Source organism: Commensalibacter melissae (genome assembly GCF_003691365.1).
Lineage (GTDB): Bacteria > Pseudomonadota > Alphaproteobacteria > Acetobacterales > Acetobacteraceae > Commensalibacter > Commensalibacter melissae.
In genome coordinates this window covers 759,863-778,309 of sequence record NZ_CP033087.1, presented here as the reverse complement: position 1 = coordinate 778,309, position 18,447 = coordinate 759,863, and the positions used below count along the sequence as shown (strand labels likewise).

Below are 18,447 nucleotides of genomic sequence, written 5' to 3'. Positions count from 1 at the left end.
TTTCTATACCATCCTGTAATTTTTTTAAAACAGTAATCACAAGATACAAAACCATATAACAATCATATCATGAAAAATAAATCACCGACTGCGCTTACCCATATTAAAGTGCGTGGAGCAAAAGTCCACAATTTACATAATATTGATGTTGATATTCCCAGAAACAAGATGACGGTTATCACGGGCCTTTCCGGATCGGGAAAATCCTCTTTGGCTTTTGACACTATATATGCGGAAGGACAAAGACGTTATGTCGAAAGTCTTTCAGCCTATGCACGCCAGTTTTTGGAATTAATGGGGAAACCCGATGTCGAATCCATTGAGGGGCTGTCTCCCGCGATATCAATCGAACAAAAAACAACATCCCGCAATCCACGTTCAACAGTTGGCACCATTACTGAAATTCATGATTATATGCGCCTGTTATGGGCACGAGCAGGAACCCCTTTTTCACCTATTACGGGATTACCAATTGAAGCACAAACCGTCAGCCAGATGGTTGATCGAGTGATGGAATTGTCCGAAGGCACCCGATTGATGTTATTATCCCCCATTGTACGAAGTCGTAAAGGGGAATACAGAAAAGAGCTTGCGGAACTTCAACGCAAGGGTTTTACACGGGTTAAAATTGACGGGAAACTATATGACATTTCAGAAGCGCCGGAATTAAATCGTAAACTTAAACATACGATCGAGGTGGTTGTTGATCGCATCATCGTTAAACAGGGTATAGAAAATCGATTGGCAGATAGTTTTGAAATAGCCTTATCCCTTTCCGATGGTCTTGCACAAGTGGATGAGGTCTTACGTAAAGATGAAAAAAGAAAATCAATTCATTTAAGCTTTTCATCACGTTATTCTTGTCCTGAAAGCGGATTTACTCTTGAAGAAATTGAACCAAGACTTTTTTCCTTCAATGCACCCCAAGGTGCATGTCCAGTATGTGACGGTATCGGGACTGAAAGCTTTTTCGACCCAGACCTGATCATTCCCAATCCTGCACTTTCACTGGAAAAAGGGGCTATTTCAGCATGGAAAAATACTTCACTGCCCTATTATCAACAAACTTTGGCAAGTCTAGCCGAACATTTTCATTTTAAAATCAACACGCCATGGGAAAAAATCCCTGGAAAAATTCAACATGCCATTCTGCATGGTACAGATGAAAAAATTCCGATTCACTATCATGATGAAAAAAAATCCTATACTGTAAATCAACCTTTTGAAGGGGTGATCAAAAATCTTGATAAACGCTATCATTCAACTGACAGTCATATCATTAGGGAAGATCTCAATCGCTTTCGGGCGGATTATCCTTGTCACACTTGTCATGGCGCCCGACTTAAACCCGAAGCTTTATGTGTCAAAATAAACAATAAAAACATTGCAGAAATTGCAGATTATCCCATCCATCAAGCATTAAAATGGTTTTCCAGTGTTGAAGAAACTCTATCCCCTCAAAAAGCAGAAATTGCCCATCGAATTCTGCGAGAAATTATTGATCGCTTGAAATTTCTCAATGATGTCGGTCTTGATTATCTTACATTATCCAGAGGTTCAGCCACACTATCTGGAGGTGAAAGCCAGCGCATTCGTCTGGCCAGTCAAATTGGATCTGGACTGACAGGGGTTTTATACGTTCTGGATGAACCGTCAATCGGATTACATCAACGGGATAATGAACGGTTGCTCGGCACTCTTGATCGTTTAAAAAACCTTGGAAACACCTTGATCGTTGTTGAGCATGACGAAGACACGATCAAGGCTTCTGACTATCTTATTGATATGGGCCCCGGGGCTGGCATCATGGGGGGACATGTCGTTGCCATGGGCACACCCAAGGAAGTGGAAAAAAATCCAGACAGCCTTACCGGCGATTATCTGAGTGGCCGAAAATTTATTGCCATTCCCAAAAAAAGAAGGAAAATGAATAAAAAGCAAATATTAACACTGTGTAACGCAACAGGTAACAATTTAAAAAATGTTACTGTTGATTTTCCTCTTGGAACCTTTATCGCCGTAACGGGTGTTTCGGGGGGTGGAAAATCCACCCTGATCATTGATACGCTTTATAAGGCCCTTTCCAGACAATTGATGGGTTCGAATGCTGTACCCTCTCCATATAAATCCATCAAGAATATTCCACTACTTGATAAAATCATTGACATAGACCAATCCCCCATTGGACGCACCCCCCGTTCCAACCCGGCAACCTATACAGATTTATTCACACCAATTAGAGAATGGTTTGCAGAGCTGCCAGAAAGCCGTGCACGAGGTTACAAGCCAGGACGCTTTTCCTTTAATGTCAAGGGCGGACGATGTGAAGCCTGTCAAGGAGATGGGGTCATAAAAATTGAAATGCACTTTCTACCAGATATGTTTGTTACCTGTGATACCTGTAAAGGAGCAAGATACAATCGGGAAACGTTGGAAATCAAATTCAAGGGCCACTCCATTGCCGATATTCTAAATCTTTCAGTAGATGAAGCCATACCATTATTTTCATCCGCTCCCAGAATTTACGACCGTTTAAACATACTAAAACAGGTCGGACTTGGCTACATTCATCTTGGACAACAGGCCACCACCCTTTCAGGAGGAGAGGCACAGCGTATCAAACTTTCCAAGGAACTGGCAAGGCGGGCAACGGGAAGAACCCTATATATTCTTGATGAACCTACAACAGGACTACATACGGAAGATGTACGTAAGTTACTGGAGGTTTTACATACACTGGTTGATCAAGGAAATACCATTATTGTTATCGAACATAATTTGGAGGTTATCAAAACCGCTGATTGGGTTATTGATCTCGGACCTGAAGGTGGAAGTGGCGGTGGTGAAATCGTAGCAACAGGAACACCAGAACAAATTGCCAAGTCACCAAATAGTTATACAGGCGTTTTTTTAAAACCACTTTTAAATCAATAATTTATTTTGTAGGGTAATTGATACCCTACAAATTTGGTTTTAATCCATGATAACGAATCAATTTAACTTAAAAATTGCAATTATTTCTTATTCAGATCATCAACAGACAGCTATCAACGGTTTGATTGATTTATTTAATCTGGCAGAATATGCGTGTAACTCATTTAAAAAAATTCAGGTCAAGGTAATTTCCAACGATCACGATTTTACAAACTTTCTAGCCAAACAAGACGTGATCATTATTCCTCCCTGTATGAGCGGAATCCATACACCGGATAATATTGGCGAAATAATTAATTTTATTAGACATCATCATTCTCAACAATCCATAATTGCGGCAATCTGTGTTGGAACATTTATTCTAGCTGAAACGGGATTGTTGAATGGAAAGGAAGCCACAACCCATTGGTTATATGCTGATACCCTTAAAAAAAAATTTCCAAAAATCATTGTAAATAAAAGCAAACTTCTGGTTGATAACGAAACTCTTATCACTAGTGGTGGAATCATGTCTTGGGTCGATATTGGATTATATATTGTAGAAAAATTTTTTGGCCATCATATAATGCTAAAAACGACTCAATTCATGAATGTTGATCCACCAAGAGATCTTCAAAATCAATATATGTCTTTTTTTCCAAAACTGGATCATAATGATACAGCTATCCTTAAGGCGCAATATTGGCTTATGAATGCAGATATTCATGATATAAACGTCAAAAATCTTGTTATTCAATCGGGCCTTGAAGAACGAACTTTCTTAAGACGTTTTAAAAAAGCCACCAAACTGCTTCCAAAAAATTACATACAGAATTTTTGCATTGAATATGCCAAAGGCCTTCTTGAAACAACCGATATGCCTATTGAACAAATTTCATGGAATCTTGGTTATGCTAATTCAAGTTCGTTCAGAAAAAATTTTACCAAGATCACCTGTCTCACCCCAAGAGATTATCGAAACAAATATAAAATCCGTTCAAGATAGATTTAATCCTGAGCTTTCATCAACTTCACTCTCTGATCAATTATTTTAATGTATTTATTGATATTTTGAATAAATAACTGAATGGATTTTTTATCCAGTAATAATTGCGATGTTAAAACACTTGTTATCAAACTTCCCTTATGAAATGACATATGATACGTAAATAACAATGCACCAGATGTGCGATTGGCAACGGACCGATAGGCAAGAACATTTATATCATTTTCAAACTTTAAGGTATCTGTTCTACCACTATTGGTGAATCCCAATCCTTCGCACAATCTTACAGCCTTTTGAAAAGACAGCTTTTGTTTTTTTGCATCCGCAAGAATCTGGCTGGTTGTTTCCAGTTCCTTGGATAAGTGTTTCTTAATATAACTTATTTCCCTTTCAAATCGCCTGACTGAATCATCAATATCCCAGATTTTTACATTGATATTCACAACATCCAATAAACAACCCAATTGATTCATCAAATCGTTATTTTTACGGTAGGTTACTGCACTATAAGTATTAATATTATTAATATTTAAAAGTTTCATTACAGCAATTGAATAAATGACAGTCAAAAGGGAATTAAGTCTACAATCCAATTTCTTTGCATAATATTCCATGGATGATAAGAGCGATGGGTTAATAATCCATGTATCAACAGCGGTCCATTTTAGAGGCAAGGGATTATCAAAGATTTTCAAAGCCTGTGAAAAATCATTGTCAGGTTTATGAACTTGACGGATATCGCAATCGGCCACCTCTTTTGCATTGAAATATTTCCATACAGGAAAATGCTCATAATATTTTTCTTCTTCGTCAATAGAAATTGAATCTATTAAATCTTTAAGATTTTTTTTTGCTGAATAGGTATCCATGATTGCATGATGTTGAGTAAGGATAATTATGCAACCTTTATTCTGGACAGGATAGATAATTTTCAGTTTTGATAAAACTTGATTATAATCAAGAATGTTATTAACTTCTTTTTCAAGAATCAAATCAAAATCTTTAATTTTGTCCTCGTATCTAAAAACTTCAAAATTAGAAACGGGATGAGAATTTTTCTGCAAACACCATTTTTTATTCTGAATGACCAGTTTTTGTTGCAGTAATGGATTTTTATTTATGTAATTTTCCAAAGCAATTTTAAATTGTTTTGATGAAATTTTATAATCCAGATAGAGCAAAGTTACTGCTTGAGATGTTCCCATAAAAACAGCATGATTATTAGCCATCACTGTTTCAATCGTATTTAGATAACGGTCAAACATAATAATATATCGTAATTCATTTTCATTTAAGATAGATGTGCCAAAAATTCATCTTTGGGCATTATTTTGGCACCAGCAAAAGATAATATCCATAACATTGCAGCATGAACCTTTGGTGCAGGCACTTCTACATCGTTAAAGGTTATTTCTTTTGACGCAATACAATCAGGGATCAATGTCACCTGATATCCATAATCTAAGGCTGTCCTGACTGTCGCATCAACGCACATTTGGGACATGGCACCTATAACAATAAGATTTTTATAATTATGTCTATCAAGAACGGACTTCAATTCCGTTCCCTTAAAAGCGTTAGGATAATTTTTTGTAATACATATTTCATTATCCAATGGTTTTACATCCTTATTAATTTTCACCCCTTCAGTATGCTGAACAAAAAAGGGGGCATCCTTCATGGGAAACTGATGTTGTATATGGATGACTGGAATATGATGTTGCCGTGCGGCAGCTAAAATTTTCATGCTGCTTTTGCCAACAGAATTCATATTAAATAATGGAAATTTTCCATTTGGATAATAATCATTTTGTAAGTCTATAATGATAAGAACTGTATTTTTCATCAACGTAAATTCCATGCAATAACAGGCTTTATTAAAATACAGTCCAATTAGGTAAATTAATAATAAGTAAAATTGACAAATATCAATGTATTTCAGACAAAATATAAATAATTTATTAATAATCCTGTTAAGTAATTTCTAAACAATTTTTCTTTTTTTGACTGTTATTTGTCTTTTTAATTTATGTAATACTTATTTTATTATGGATAATATACAACCTAAAAATTGAATTATAAATATTAAGAAAGTATTTCAATGAATAACTATAAGGTATCCAGTAATAAAATTATAAATAAAAATAACTCAATATTATATGATGCTTTTAACTCAAATAATATTTCATTTTTATTTGAAAAAATTCAACAAAAACTTTATAAATTGCTTCAAGATAAAACCAAGAAAGGAATTCATTGTATTACTCCGCATGAACTCCTTAATATTGCCCTTCATCTGACAGATCACAAATCCGGTGAGTCAATTATTGAACGACTGAACCAGATTGTTGATTTACACATCAATACTGCAATCAAAGTAAATTCTACAGGGTATATGGCCAGACAATTTTCATCGGTCATTCCTGTTTCAGCCATTTATGATGTTGTAAATTCTCTTTGCCCCCAGCCAGCATCATTCTATGAGTGCGGCCCCCTACCTAATGTAGCAGACAAAATAATTGCGGAAAAATTTTCTAAATTTTTGGGATGGGAAAATAGTAATTATGGCATGATTTCAACCTCTGGAGCAAGTTTGGCCAATTTAACCGCGGTAATAACCGCCCGCAATAACAAATACCCAAATATCTGGAAAAAAGGAAATGCTGGTCAAAAAAACCTTGTACCTACCATAGCCATAGGAACGGATGCACATTTTTCTGTCAGCCGGATTGCTGGCATTATTGGTCTTGGTCAAGACAATATCATTTTATTACCCCTGAACGCTCAAAGACAAATCTGTATAAAACAAGCAAGGCAAATTTTAAATAAAGCCCATAAAAACGGAAAAGATATTTTCTGTATTATCGCTGCTGCAGGTAGTACAAGCATTGGGGCTATTGATCCCTTAAAAGAATTGTCGGAACTCGCCATAAAATATAAAGCCTGGTTTCATGTTGATGCAGCACATAGCGGATCCTTTCTAGTTTCCGATCAATTGAGAAACCGAGTAGAAGGCTTAACATACGCTGACTCTTTTTGTCTTGACGCTCATAAAACATTATTTGTTCCTGCGGCTTGTACATTATTATTTTATAAAAATGGTGATAAAACAAAGCTTACATTTCCGATTCAAGCCAGTTATGTTACAGAGGAATTTGAAGATGAAATAACAAAATTCGAAAGTGGAACTAAAAATTTCGAATGTACCAAACGGCCTTCCATTTTAAATTTATGGGTTGTTTGGTCTTTATACGGTCAACAATTTTTTGAAACCAAATTAAACCTTCTAGTCAAAACAACCTTTCAAGCATACAAATATCTACAGACCCTAGATAATTTTGAAACCTTGCACAAACCTGAATCCAACATTCTTTGCTTCAGATATTTGCCAAATGAAAAAAAACTATCGAAAGAAAAACTGAATTATTTACAATTAAAAATAAGAGAGAAAATCCGTGATGAAGGACGGTATTTCATTTCAAAAGTGGATCTAGATCATATCACCGCCCTCCGTATCGTTATCATGAATCATGAAATCTCAATGGATGATATCGCTGACCTGACCAAACATATTGAAACCGCAGCAAATTCCATTCTTAAAACCTTTTAAATTCATTCCATCCCCATATTTAACCCAAGGAGCCCCTATCTTGCATATCCATCCAAACAAGGAATTACTGAAAACTGTTTTTCCTGATTTTTTGTTTAATCCACAATCAATCCAAAATATTGCTCAATTTCCAACGTTTTTATCAACCATTCGCTATTTTGAACGGTTAACGGAAACTTATTTTGATGCAATTCCATTTGAAATACAGAACGAATTTATTCTTAAAAGATTAAAACAGCTGATCGAGATATGTCGAGTCAACCCTATTTGGAAAGAACGTATTGATCAAGCGATTGGCAAGGAAAAATTAAACGATTTTGAAACTTTTTCCGCCATTCCGCTTACTGATAAAGAAATTTATACAGATTTATTTTCTGGCAAACGTCCAGGTATGATTGTCCCGATCGAAAATGGTAATTTTCAAATTGCCAACAGTGGAGGTACCGCCTCAGGAAGATCTTCCGAAATCGTATTTTCAAAAAAAGAATTAAGGGATACTTACAGATGGGCAGGAAATTTTATCGGAAAACATATTATTTCACGTTATATGGAAGAACAACAGGCCAAATGGATTGGCACCACTCTCTCTGACAGTCAATTATGGAGCAGCGGAACCATGGTTGGTGGAGTTTTACAAGAAATTCCAAATGTTAATTATCTTGGTATCGGACCCATGTCCGCTAAAATTTATCAACGTATTATGCAAAATCCGGGACAAAAAGGTTTCATGGGCATTGTCCGCGATATCGCCCTGCTCGTTCCTTATGCAAGTGAATTAAATGATCAACAAAAGGATAGTTTGAGAATAGCTCTATATGGCAGTGGATGTCTTCCAGAAAAAATTAAATCAGATCTAAAAGATATCTATCAAAATTTAATCATATTGAGTTTTTTTGCTGCCACACAAGCCGAAACTATAGGTTTACAACTCAATCCGGAAAGTTCAATTCTAACAGCTGTTCCCGGTTTACATCTGATAGAAATTGTCGATAAAAACGGTAAATGGGTTCAAGAAAACGAAGAAGGAGATCTTGTCGTCACAAGATTATTTGCAAATGAAGCTCCTGTCTTGCGTTACAAATTGGGGGATCGCGTCATAAGGCGTCCAAATTATACCAGTCGATTTCTCAATTCAATACAGTTTGAATATGTAGGTCGCAGTGACGATTTTATCTCTTTGATAAATCATCAATTTTATGTTCCACATTTCCTGACATTATTATCTAAGAAACTGGAAACTGATTCCATTTTTAGCTTCAACAAAATTGCTGAGGAATTTCAATTCCAAATAAACCAAAATACTGAAACCTTAAATTTAATAATTGCGGTTTCAAATCTTTATGAAATGAAGAATCAATATGATAAACATAAAGACAAAATTTGCGATATAATGATACAATCATTGATTGAATCTGATAAAAAAAACACTCTATCACATTCCCTTTTTGAAAAATTGAAACATAAATGCCAATTCAATATTCATTTTGTTGAAAAAGAATCTTCCATGATATATCGAACAGATGTCGGAAAAACGCCTTTAATTTATAAAAAACAATAATTTGCAATTTATGAATTAAAATTTTTTATGATAAAAATTTAGGCAAAAAAATTACATAAACCCTACAAATCATTGTCTATTTTATAACATTTTTAAATAAATAATATAAAAAATAGGCATAATGTTTAAATAATAGACATTTTTTATTAAATTGTTCTATTCATTGTTAAAAATTCTCTATATCTTTACACTGGACAGAACTTTCCAAACATTCTTTAATATTGTTATCGTAAACAGTAACAGTATTATCGCTATATAATTTTTATTTGATGAATATAGAGAAACAAGATGATAAAAAAAATCGAAGCCATTATTAAGCCTTTTAAACTCGATGAGGTTAAAGAAGCGCTTCAAGAGATTGGCCTTCAAGGAATTACGGTAACAGAAGTAAAAGGATTCGGCCGCCAAAAAGGCCATACCGAACTTTATCGTGGCGCTGAATATGTCGTTGATTTTTTGCCCAAGGTTAAAATCGAATTTGTCTGTAGTGCGGATATCGTCGAACGTGCAATTGACATCATCCTCAATACAGCAAGAACTGGCAGAATCGGTGATGGAAAGATTTTTGTTATTCCTGTGGAAAATGCCATTCGCATTCGTACAGGTGAAAATGGAGTTGAAGCTTTATAATCAATTTTATCTTTTTCATTTTGACAAAATGAAGTATCCCTTTGAGAGTTATAACCATATGGGACGAAAAATATTATCTTTATGGATGACACTGTTACGTTTTTGAATGCATAAATTTCTATCATATAATAAGGACTAATAGTACATGGCCGACCAATTGATTTCTTCTTCAGCTTCCAAAGAAGAGGCTATTGCCAAAATTATGGATCTGCTTCAGGAAAATTCTGTAGAATTTGTTGATTTCCGTTTTACGGATCCACGGGGAAAATGGCATCATACCACACAATATGTATCAACCATAGAGCCTGATATTTTTGAGGATGGCATTATGTTTGACGGTTCTTCCATCGCCGGATGGAAGGCGATTAATGAAAGTGACATGATTTTAATGCCTGATCCATTTACTGCAGTTATGGATCCATTTACGGCGAAACCCCAGCTTATTCTTATTTGTGATATCATTGATCCTGCAACGGGAACCGCTTACAATCGTGATCCTCGTTCCACTGCGAAACTGGCTGAACAATACCTAAAATCAACAGGAATTGGCGATACGGCTTATTTTGGGCCAGAAGCAGAATTCTTCATTTTCGATAATGTCAAATTCGGTGTCGGTTCAAATTATGGTATCTATCAACTCGATAGTATAGAAGGCCCTGATGCAAACCTAAAAGATTATCCCGAAGGAAACATGGGACATCGTCCTCGGGTGAAGGGAGGCTACTTTCCTGTTCCACCTGTTGATACGGAAAATGACTTGCGTGCAGAAATGCTAAGCACGATGGGTGAGATGGGATTGCCTATCGAAAAACATCATCATGAGGTTGCCCAGTCTCAACACGAATTGGGAGTGGCTTTTACCACCCTAGTACGTTCCGCTGATTTTATGCAGATCTATAAATACTGCGTTCATAATGTTGCAAATTCATATGGCAAAACTGCAACATTCATGCCAAAACCAATTTATGGTGATAATGGCACTGGTATGCATGTCCATCAATCTATCTGGAAAAACAACACTCCAAATTTTGCAGGAAATGGCTATGCCGATCTTTCAGATCAAGCCCTGTATTATATTGGTGGAATTATTAAACATGCAAAAGCGTTAAACGCTTTTACAAATCCATCCACCAATTCATACAAAAGATTGATTCCAGGATTTGAGGCTCCTGTCTTGTTAGCCTATTCGGCTCGCAACCGTTCCGCCTCCTGTCGCATTCCATATGTGACCAGCCCTAAAGCAAAACGTGTTGAAATCCGTTTCCCCGATCCAACAGCAAACCCGTATCTCGCATTTGCGGCTATGCTAATGGCTGGAATTGACGGCATCAAAAACAAAATTCATCCTGGTGATGCAATGGACAAGGATCTTTACGATCTACCTCCTGAAGAACTTAAAGAAATTCCAACCGTATGTGGCTCCTTACGTGAAGCATTGGAAGCCCTTGCTGCTGATCATGATTTCCTATTGGCGGGAAATGTATTTACTCAGGACCAGATTGACAGTTATTGCAAAATCAAATGGGAAGAAGTATATCGCTTCGAACACACGCCTCACCCTGTCGAATTTGATATGTATTACTCTGTCTAAAATTTAAATAAATATCCTTGCTGATCTTTAATCAGTCATTCCTACAGCAAGGATATAAAAAAACGAACTATTAAGTTTTTAAATGTCAATTAAAAAAATATTATTTTAAAAAATTTAAATAAAATCACAATTTAAAAATAATAACTGATTCTATCAATTTTTGTAATTTTATTACCAATTAGAGCCATAAAACTGTTCAATTATAAATTGAATCGAATAAATATCACAAAAAATTGATTTTTTTATCAAAAAACTTAACAAAAATCATTTTTTACACTAGCATTATTAATGTTCACATATTATTTATCATATAACGAATTTAAATCATTTAAATAATTCTAAAAAGGTGTATAAAATATGAAATTTTTACTTGATACAGCTGATGTAGAAGACATTAAAAGAATTTGTGCGATGGTACCTGTTGATGGTGTTACAACCAATCCCGGTATTGTTGCAGCAAGTGGCAAGTCCGTTTTTGATTTGTTACCAGCCATCCGTGATGCAATGGGTGGAAAGGGAATGTTGCTTGCTCAAGTAATCTCTCCAACTGTAGAAGGTATGATCAAAGACGCTCATACACTGACCTCTCGTGTAGAAAACCTTATTGTTAAGGTTCCTGTAACCCCTAATGGTCTGGTCGCCATCAAAGAATTAACCAAGGAAGGCATCCCAACCCTGGGAACTTCAATCTATGGTGCCGCTCAAGGATTTATGGCGGCTTTGGCAGGTGCCAAATATCTTTCCCCTTATGTCAGCAGAATTGATGCACAAGGTGGAAATGGTCCCGAAACCGTTAAAGAATTGCAAAACTTGATTTCCCAACACAAACCAGATGTTGAAATCGTTAATGCAAGCTTCAAAAGCCCCCGTCAGGCTTTAGAATGCATGATGATCGGATCTGCTGGTATTACCCTGCCACCAAGCATTTTTGATCTTTTCATTGCTGATCCAGCAGTTCTTGCCGCTGTAACTGAATTTGGCAACCAATGGTTCAAGGCTTTTAACCGTCACACACTTGACTAGTACAAATAACTTTCTATTTCATTGATCTGACACAATTTTCATTTATAAGGCACTTTATTGAGTGCCTTATATCATTATAGCTCTCTATATAATTTCATTCCTGTCAGATCTTTTATCTGTCTTTCAAGAATTTCATTATATCGATTCAGAACATCATCCTCATTTACAATGCCCATTATTTCATAATTGTCGGTTCCACGCACAACAATAAGCCATGGGCATTCATGTATGTCATCAAAACCATCCATCATTTCTTTGATATTCATACCCGGGGTCAAAACCCGATTTTTTCTGATTGCAAGTTCCCCGATTTGTTCTTGATAATGAACCAAATTCTCAAATATATCTTTTAATTCGACCAATCCTGCATATTCATTCTCCTCATTCTTTAATATTAATAACTCTTTATGATGAAATTGCAGCGAATGTATAACCTGATTAAGAGGTAAATTATAATCAAGCGTAAAATCAACAGGTTTCATCAATGTCTGTGCGGTCGTTCTCGTCAATCCACTGATATCCAAAGCTGAGCGAATTTTTTTTCCACTCAAATGGAAACGCCAGGTTGCAAAGGAATATCCAAATATTTTTCTCACTGTAACGATAGCCACAATAACAGCTAAAATAATCACACTTGTCATAGAATAACTTTGCGTCATATCAAGAGATAAAAACATCATGCTTAAGGGACCGCCAATAATACTCGCCGACATGACCGCCATCCCTATTGCCGCATATACAAGAGGGGAAAATGTATGAATCCCTAGATATAATACAATATTGCCATAGACAATTCCCGCTGTTCCACCAAGCATCATTGAAGCAAAAAACAATCCTCCCCTAAATCCCACACCCAGAGAAACGGATGAGGCGATTGCCTTTAAAAACAAAATAAAAACTGCCAATTTAAAGGCAATACCATGATCCAAGACAACCCAAAGAAAACCATGACCAGATCCCAATACAGCAGGGGTCAGGATACCCATTCCTCCCACCATCAGGGCTCCAGCAACCAGTCCATAAATTTTTGGAATTCTCAACTGATTTATATAAATTTCAATACGTGTCGCCCCATACATGACCATAATGGCAATGATTGCGCAAATCAGTGAAAAAATACATACAATTCCATAATCAATATAATGGATAGAATCCGGAACAATATGAAAAACGGGTCCTGCACCACCCAAACAATGAATCATTATATATCCAGACATTGCAGCAATCATGATATAGGGGAAATTTATGAAATTATATGAGGCTAAAACAATTTCAAATCCATAAAAAGCCCCTCCTAAAATCGAGTTGAAGGCTGCACCGATGGCTCCTGCCGCTCCACAGCCAACAAGTATTCTCAATTTATTCTGTTTAATTTTAAAGAAGCGTCCGATTTTGGATGCTGCTGCGGCACTAACCTGTGTATAAGCAGATTCCAATCCCAAGGAAATACCGAACCCATTGGACAAAAGGGTCTGCAGCGTTAAATAAAAACTGTCTTTGACAGAAAGCTTACCACCGTATAATGCATTTGCTTCAATTATATCTGCAATTTTTGCACTGAAAAATTGACCCATATAATAACGGACAAGGAATAAACCTATCGCTCCGATCATGGGAATAAATATACAATACCATGGATTAACGTAACTTAATCCCGACAAATGACCATTTCCATCCAAATGAAATAAGAATTTGTGGAGAGTAAGGGACATAATATTTAATAGCTGAACTGAAATTGCCCCAATGAGTCCACTGCAAAACGCAAGAATAAAAAAATATACATTTTGCTTGAATATTAATCGCTTAACTTGTTTTAAATATGGGTTATTTGCGTTAATCATCATTATTTGTCATTTAAAGGAAAATTTTTTATTATACGAATATATTATAATGAACGAACAATTGATTTTTATTTATAACTATTTTCATCTTGATCATTCATGCCTAGTATAATTATAGATATACATCTTGTATTGATGATTGATCCATTTTTTAATCGGCCATATTTCATGAAGAATTAATTTCATATGACACAAACGCCAAAACGATATGTTAAATATTTCATTTTTTTCATCTGCTTTCCTTTTTTATTTGCATGTGCATCCAAAAAACAGCAATCAATTCTCGAGCATGTCCAAAATGAATATAAAAACATGGTTAACTTGAATGAGCGTTATATGCACAATTTTTATGGTAAAGCCGATCCAGCCTCATTTGAACGGCTCAAACGGTATCGTTATGAGGCTTATCAATCTATAATAAACCTTCGATCAAGATATGACAAAACAAAGCCCATACCCCAAGCCGAAATTCAAGAATCAAAAAAAAGGCTTGATATCTATCGATCATATCTCAATGCATTGGGCGCCACTTCTGCAACAAAAGATAATCTACTTGGGTTTTAAAGTATCAAGAGCGGCTTGTAATATATAACTCGCAGCCATTTTATCTACAATTTCATCCCTTTTTTTCCTGCTTAAATCCGCTTCATTAATCAAAAAGCGGTTAACTGCGCTGGAAGACAACCGTTCATCCCACAGACAGGCCGGAAGACCACTCATATTAGAAACAGCCATAATCCAATCTTTAGCTGCTTGTGCTGCAGGCCCAAAGTCACCATCCAGCGACAAAGGTAATCCGCAAACAAGACCCCCAACTTCTTCTTTTATAGATAATTCTTTCAAGTACTGAGCAAAAACGGATAGTTTCCCTCTTTTTACAACAGAAAAAGGGGAAGCAAGCATCAGGGTTATATCGGATAAGGCTAACCCAATTTGTTTTTTACCAGGATCTATTCCCAATAAACGATAATGTCTGGGTAAACCTGCCACTAAATCAGATAAACTGTTATAAAGCATGTAATCAATATGTTAGAGAAATATAAGGGTGAATTGAAAAGATAAATCTACAGAGTTTCATCTATCTTTTCCATGTAAATTACATTTTATTATAAAATATTCCTTTTTATGGTCAAATAAACTGTAATTACTCCTTATTCATGAAAGCATTAATATATGTCCATTTCTCTTCCCTCTATGATGCAAGCGGTAATCTTTGATCAACCGGGTAATCCAGACGTTTTGAAATTATCCAGTATTCCCATTCCCTTACCAAGAAGAAATGAAGTTTTAATAAAGGTTGAAGCTGCCGGTATCAATCGTCCTGACATCGTTCAAAGACAGGGCAATTATCCGCCTCCCAAAAATGCAAATCCACATTTGGGTTTAGAAATAGCAGGAGAAATTGTTTCATCCCCGTCAAATTCCCATTTTTCCATCGGAGACAAAGTTTGTGCATTAACAAATGGTGGTGGATATGCACAATACTGTTCTGTTCCCTACGTACAGTGTCTTCCATGGCCCAAACAATATAACGCTATAAAAGCGGCGGCTTTACCTGAAACTTTTTTTACAGTTTGGACAAACCTTTTTGCAATCGGCAATCTGAAACCGAATGATTCCCTTCTGATCCATGGCGGCAGTGGCGGAATAGGCACTACCGCAATTCAATTGGCCAAAGCTTTTGGAGCAACCATTTATACGACTGTTGGCACTGAAGAGAAAGGGAGTTTTTGTAAAAAATTGGGCGCAACTGACTTTATAAATTATAAAAAAGATAATTTTTATGAAAAAATAAAATCGCTTACGAATAAACAAGGTGTTAATCTGATTTTAGATATTATGGGCGCTTCTTATTTCAATGATAATATTAAATCTCTCAGTGAAGAAGGACGTTTGGTTATCATATCATTCCAAGGAGGTATAAAGGCGGAAAATGTGAATCTGGGATTGATCGCCATGAAGCGTGTTACTGTTACAGGCAGCACTTTAAGACCTCGTGATACAAAATTTAAGGGAAAAATCGCGCGCGCTTTACATAAACATGTATGGCCACTTTTAGATACCGGAATTATTGAACCTCAAGTTTTCAAGATTTTTCCATTTGAACAAGTCAGAAAGGCGCATCAATTGATGGAAAGCAATAAGCATATCGGAAAAATTGTTCTGGATCTATCACAATTTTCTGATTAATTTTATAATGTTAAAGGGTTACGTTTATTCAAAGGTTTTGATTGCTCAACAGCTCGCCATAAATACCATGCCCCGATTGTCCTGAATGGACTCCATATCCTGGTGGCAATTTCCAGTTGTTTGGATTTAGGCTGCAGTGCAAGATTTTTACAAATACGCCAGCCTTCCCTAATTCCAAAATCATCTTTTGGCATGATATCCATACGACCAAGTGTAAAAATTAAAAACATTTCAACCGTCCAGCGTCCAATTCCCGGCAGAACGGTTATACGGTCAATAAGATCTTGATCTGATAAAGTTAAAGCCTCTTCATAGCTTGGAACAATACCATCCAGGGTAGCCATGGCCAGAGCGTATAGGGAATCGATCTTGCGAAATGAAAAGCCGCAATCTCGTAATTGATCTGGGTTTAATTTTAATAAAGTTTTAGGATCTGGCAAAGCTCCTGAATTAGCCAATTTCAACCTGTTTAAAATAGCGTTCGCTGCATTTGCGTGCAATTGCTGCCCCGCTATGGCCTGTAATAAGGCATCATAAGGCGTTTTCCTATCGATTTTCAATCGACAGGGTCCTTCTTCATCAATAATTTTTGCTAGATCTTGATCTGTTTTTTCAAGAAATCGCATTCCCTGTTCAATGTCAGATGATGATTTGATCATTAAAATAGTCATTATCTCATATCCAGTTTAATGACACGATAATATGTAGAAATAATATTAATTATTATTTTAATCGAAGATTTATTCTTTTTTAGATTACATTATGTTAAATAGATAAAGTTTTAGTCAATAAACATTCCATCCGAAGAAAATTACAGTCGAATGAACATTGGTAGACACCCTTCCCCAATATCTGGCAGACGAAAAGGCAAACGTCATTTATATTGGAATTTGGTTCAAAAATCAGATCGATCAGTAATTCATCATCAATCGGTATGCCATTTAAAACCTTCCCTGCTGGATCGCCCTAAAAATTATAACCATTTATTGAAAGGCTTCAAACTTCTTCGCAAAGAACCTTTCAATAGCAATTTTAGACTTTTTGATAATATTGACAATAAACTTGAGAAAATTATAACAGGTCGATTTTTACACTATTCAATAGATAAAAATTCCTGTCTTCATGTTCCTGACCAATCAAAAAAACATCCTTTTTTTTTAGATTTTACCACTTCCCTTTTTTTTCATGGAATTATTGTAATTCTTATTTTTGTGGGAAGCCTCTATATAAATCACAAAAATACCAATCCATATGGAAATAGTAGTCAGGGTAAACCAGTAGATGTCGTTTTTCTACCTCGATCAACAGGACAATCAGGATTAAAAGGTGAAGGATATAATGGGGAACCAGCCCCAAGCAAGGCGATTTCTCCCCCTCCCATTCCTGATTCGCTTCCTGTACCTCCAAAAATAGCCTCAGTTCCAAAACCGGATGAAAACCCATCTGAAAACAGAATAACAGTTCCACAACCCGATGCGGAACCAATACCATCCAAAAAAGAAAAATCGAGACACAAAAACAGGAAAATCAATTTAAATCAAGAACATAAATATTTTTATAAAAATATTCCCCCACGGATCAAAAGAAAAACTGCTCATCCCGTAAGATCTCAATCACCTTTTGAAAACCTGACAAACTTGGATTTTAATGAAAATCCAAACGCTTCTCATCGCAGAATGGCAAAAATAAAACCCCAGGGGTCACGTTCAGCCATTAATATGTCCACTGGTCCCATGGTCAAAAATGGTAAAATCAATACTCCGTATGCAGATAAATTTACTATTAAAGGGGTAAGTTCCGATTACAGTGATTTAATTGCAGCCTGGATCCAACAACATATGTATTATCCACCTGATGCTATTCGTAAAGGAGAAGATGGCAGTCCTTCTGTTCATGTCGTTATCAGCCGGGATGGGCAAGTTCTCTCGATAAATCTCACCAATTCCTCAGGTTCTGACGCTCTGGATGCGGCAATCCTTGGAATGTTCAGAAATGCACAACTACCCAAAATCCCTCCGGATCTTCCAGATCATTTTGATATGGATTTAAAAATCAATTATATTTTATTGCGGCAATGAGTTGTAT

The 18,447-nt window shown here is 36.0% G+C and carries 15 protein-coding genes; 10 read left to right on the top strand and 5 right to left on the bottom strand.

Annotation, left to right across the window (positions count from 1 at the left end):
* Positions 1–69 precede the first annotated feature (69 nt).
* Together uvrA and D9V35_RS03560 are read left to right on the top strand one after the other, a co-directional pair.
* The gene (gene uvrA / locus D9V35_RS03565) at positions 70–2,934 is read left to right on the top strand and encodes an excinuclease ABC subunit UvrA (protein ID WP_122123399.1); all 2,865 of its coding nucleotides are present in this window, start codon (positions 70–72) and stop codon (positions 2,932–2,934) included.
* Between the two features lie 46 nt (positions 2,935–2,980).
* The gene (locus D9V35_RS03560; protein ID WP_122123398.1) at positions 2,981–3,919 is read left to right on the top strand and encodes a GlxA family transcriptional regulator; all 939 of its coding nucleotides are present in this window, start codon (positions 2,981–2,983) and stop codon (positions 3,917–3,919) included.
* 2 nt (positions 3,920–3,921) lie between these two features.
* Here the strand turns inward: D9V35_RS03560 and D9V35_RS03555 are convergent, their stop codons facing one another.
* Both D9V35_RS03555 and D9V35_RS03550 read right to left on the bottom strand, forming a co-directional pair.
* Positions 3,922–5,184 (bottom strand): hypothetical protein, encoded by a 1,263-nt coding sequence (locus D9V35_RS03555; protein WP_122123397.1) that lies wholly within the window; start codon positions 5,182–5,184, stop codon positions 3,922–3,924.
* 26 nt (positions 5,185–5,210) lie between these two features.
* Positions 5,211–5,765, bottom strand: a complete 555-nt coding sequence (locus tag D9V35_RS03550) for a cysteine hydrolase family protein (RefSeq protein WP_162988562.1) — start codon at positions 5,763–5,765, stop codon at positions 5,211–5,213.
* A gap of 255 nt (positions 5,766–6,020) precedes the next feature.
* On the opposite strand from D9V35_RS03550, the gene D9V35_RS03545 reads away from it, so the two are divergent.
* The 5 genes from D9V35_RS03545 (at position 6,021) to D9V35_RS03525 (ending at position 12,331) form a co-directional block, all read left to right on the top strand.
* Positions 6,021–7,529 carry a pyridoxal phosphate-dependent decarboxylase family protein gene (locus tag D9V35_RS03545; protein ID WP_122123395.1) on the top strand — a complete coding sequence of 503 codons (1,509 nt, stop codon included), beginning with the start codon at positions 6,021–6,023 and terminating at the stop codon, positions 7,527–7,529.
* A 40-nt stretch (positions 7,530–7,569) separates the two neighbouring features.
* On the top strand, positions 7,570–9,087 hold the full coding sequence (locus D9V35_RS03540) for a phenylacetate--CoA ligase family protein (protein ID WP_162988561.1): 1,518 nt from the start codon (positions 7,570–7,572) through the stop codon (positions 9,085–9,087).
* A 291-nt stretch (positions 9,088–9,378) separates the two neighbouring features.
* Positions 9,379–9,717: a P-II family nitrogen regulator gene (locus tag D9V35_RS03535; protein WP_122124261.1), complete on the top strand. Its 339-nt coding sequence runs from the start codon at positions 9,379–9,381 to the stop codon at positions 9,715–9,717.
* Between the two features lie 145 nt (positions 9,718–9,862).
* Positions 9,863–11,308: a type I glutamate--ammonia ligase gene (gene glnA, locus D9V35_RS03530; protein ID WP_122123393.1), complete on the top strand. Its 1,446-nt coding sequence runs from the start codon at positions 9,863–9,865 to the stop codon at positions 11,306–11,308.
* Between the two features lie 357 nt (positions 11,309–11,665).
* Complete coding sequence (locus tag D9V35_RS03525) at positions 11,666–12,331, top strand: transaldolase family protein (protein ID WP_122123392.1); 666 nt, start codon at positions 11,666–11,668, stop codon at positions 12,329–12,331.
* 74 nt (positions 12,332–12,405) lie between these two features.
* On the opposite strand, the gene D9V35_RS03520 is transcribed toward D9V35_RS03525, so the two are convergent.
* Entirely contained in the window at positions 12,406–14,043 is a 1,638-nt protein-coding gene (locus D9V35_RS03520; RefSeq protein ID WP_162988560.1) for a chloride channel protein, read from the bottom strand.
* A 315-nt stretch (positions 14,044–14,358) separates the two neighbouring features.
* On the opposite strand from D9V35_RS03520, the gene D9V35_RS03515 reads away from it, so the two are divergent.
* On the top strand, positions 14,359–14,736 hold the full coding sequence (locus D9V35_RS03515; protein ID WP_122123390.1) for a hypothetical protein: 378 nt from the start codon (positions 14,359–14,361) through the stop codon (positions 14,734–14,736).
* On the opposite strand, the gene ruvX is transcribed toward D9V35_RS03515, so the two are convergent.
* Entirely contained in the window at positions 14,722–15,189 is a 468-nt protein-coding gene (gene ruvX, locus D9V35_RS03510; protein WP_110438828.1) for a Holliday junction resolvase RuvX, read from the bottom strand. The genes D9V35_RS03515 and ruvX overlap by 15 nt on opposite strands.
* A 156-nt stretch (positions 15,190–15,345) precedes the next feature.
* Here ruvX and D9V35_RS03505 point away from each other — a divergent pair, with 156 nt between their 5' ends.
* On the top strand, positions 15,346–16,362 hold the full coding sequence (locus D9V35_RS03505; RefSeq protein WP_240993401.1) for an NAD(P)H-quinone oxidoreductase: 1,017 nt from the start codon (positions 15,346–15,348) through the stop codon (positions 16,360–16,362).
* Positions 16,363–16,364: 2 nt separating this feature from the next.
* On the opposite strand, the gene D9V35_RS03500 is transcribed toward D9V35_RS03505, so the two are convergent.
* Positions 16,365–17,033, bottom strand: coding sequence for a DNA-3-methyladenine glycosylase family protein (locus D9V35_RS03500; protein WP_122123389.1), 669 nt, complete (start codon positions 17,031–17,033; stop codon positions 16,365–16,367).
* Between the two features lie 150 nt (positions 17,034–17,183).
* Between D9V35_RS03500 and D9V35_RS03495 the strand changes: the two genes are divergently transcribed.
* Entirely contained in the window at positions 17,184–18,440 is a 1,257-nt protein-coding gene (locus tag D9V35_RS03495) for an energy transducer TonB (protein WP_122123388.1), read from the top strand.
* Positions 18,441–18,447: the final 7 nt, after the last annotated feature.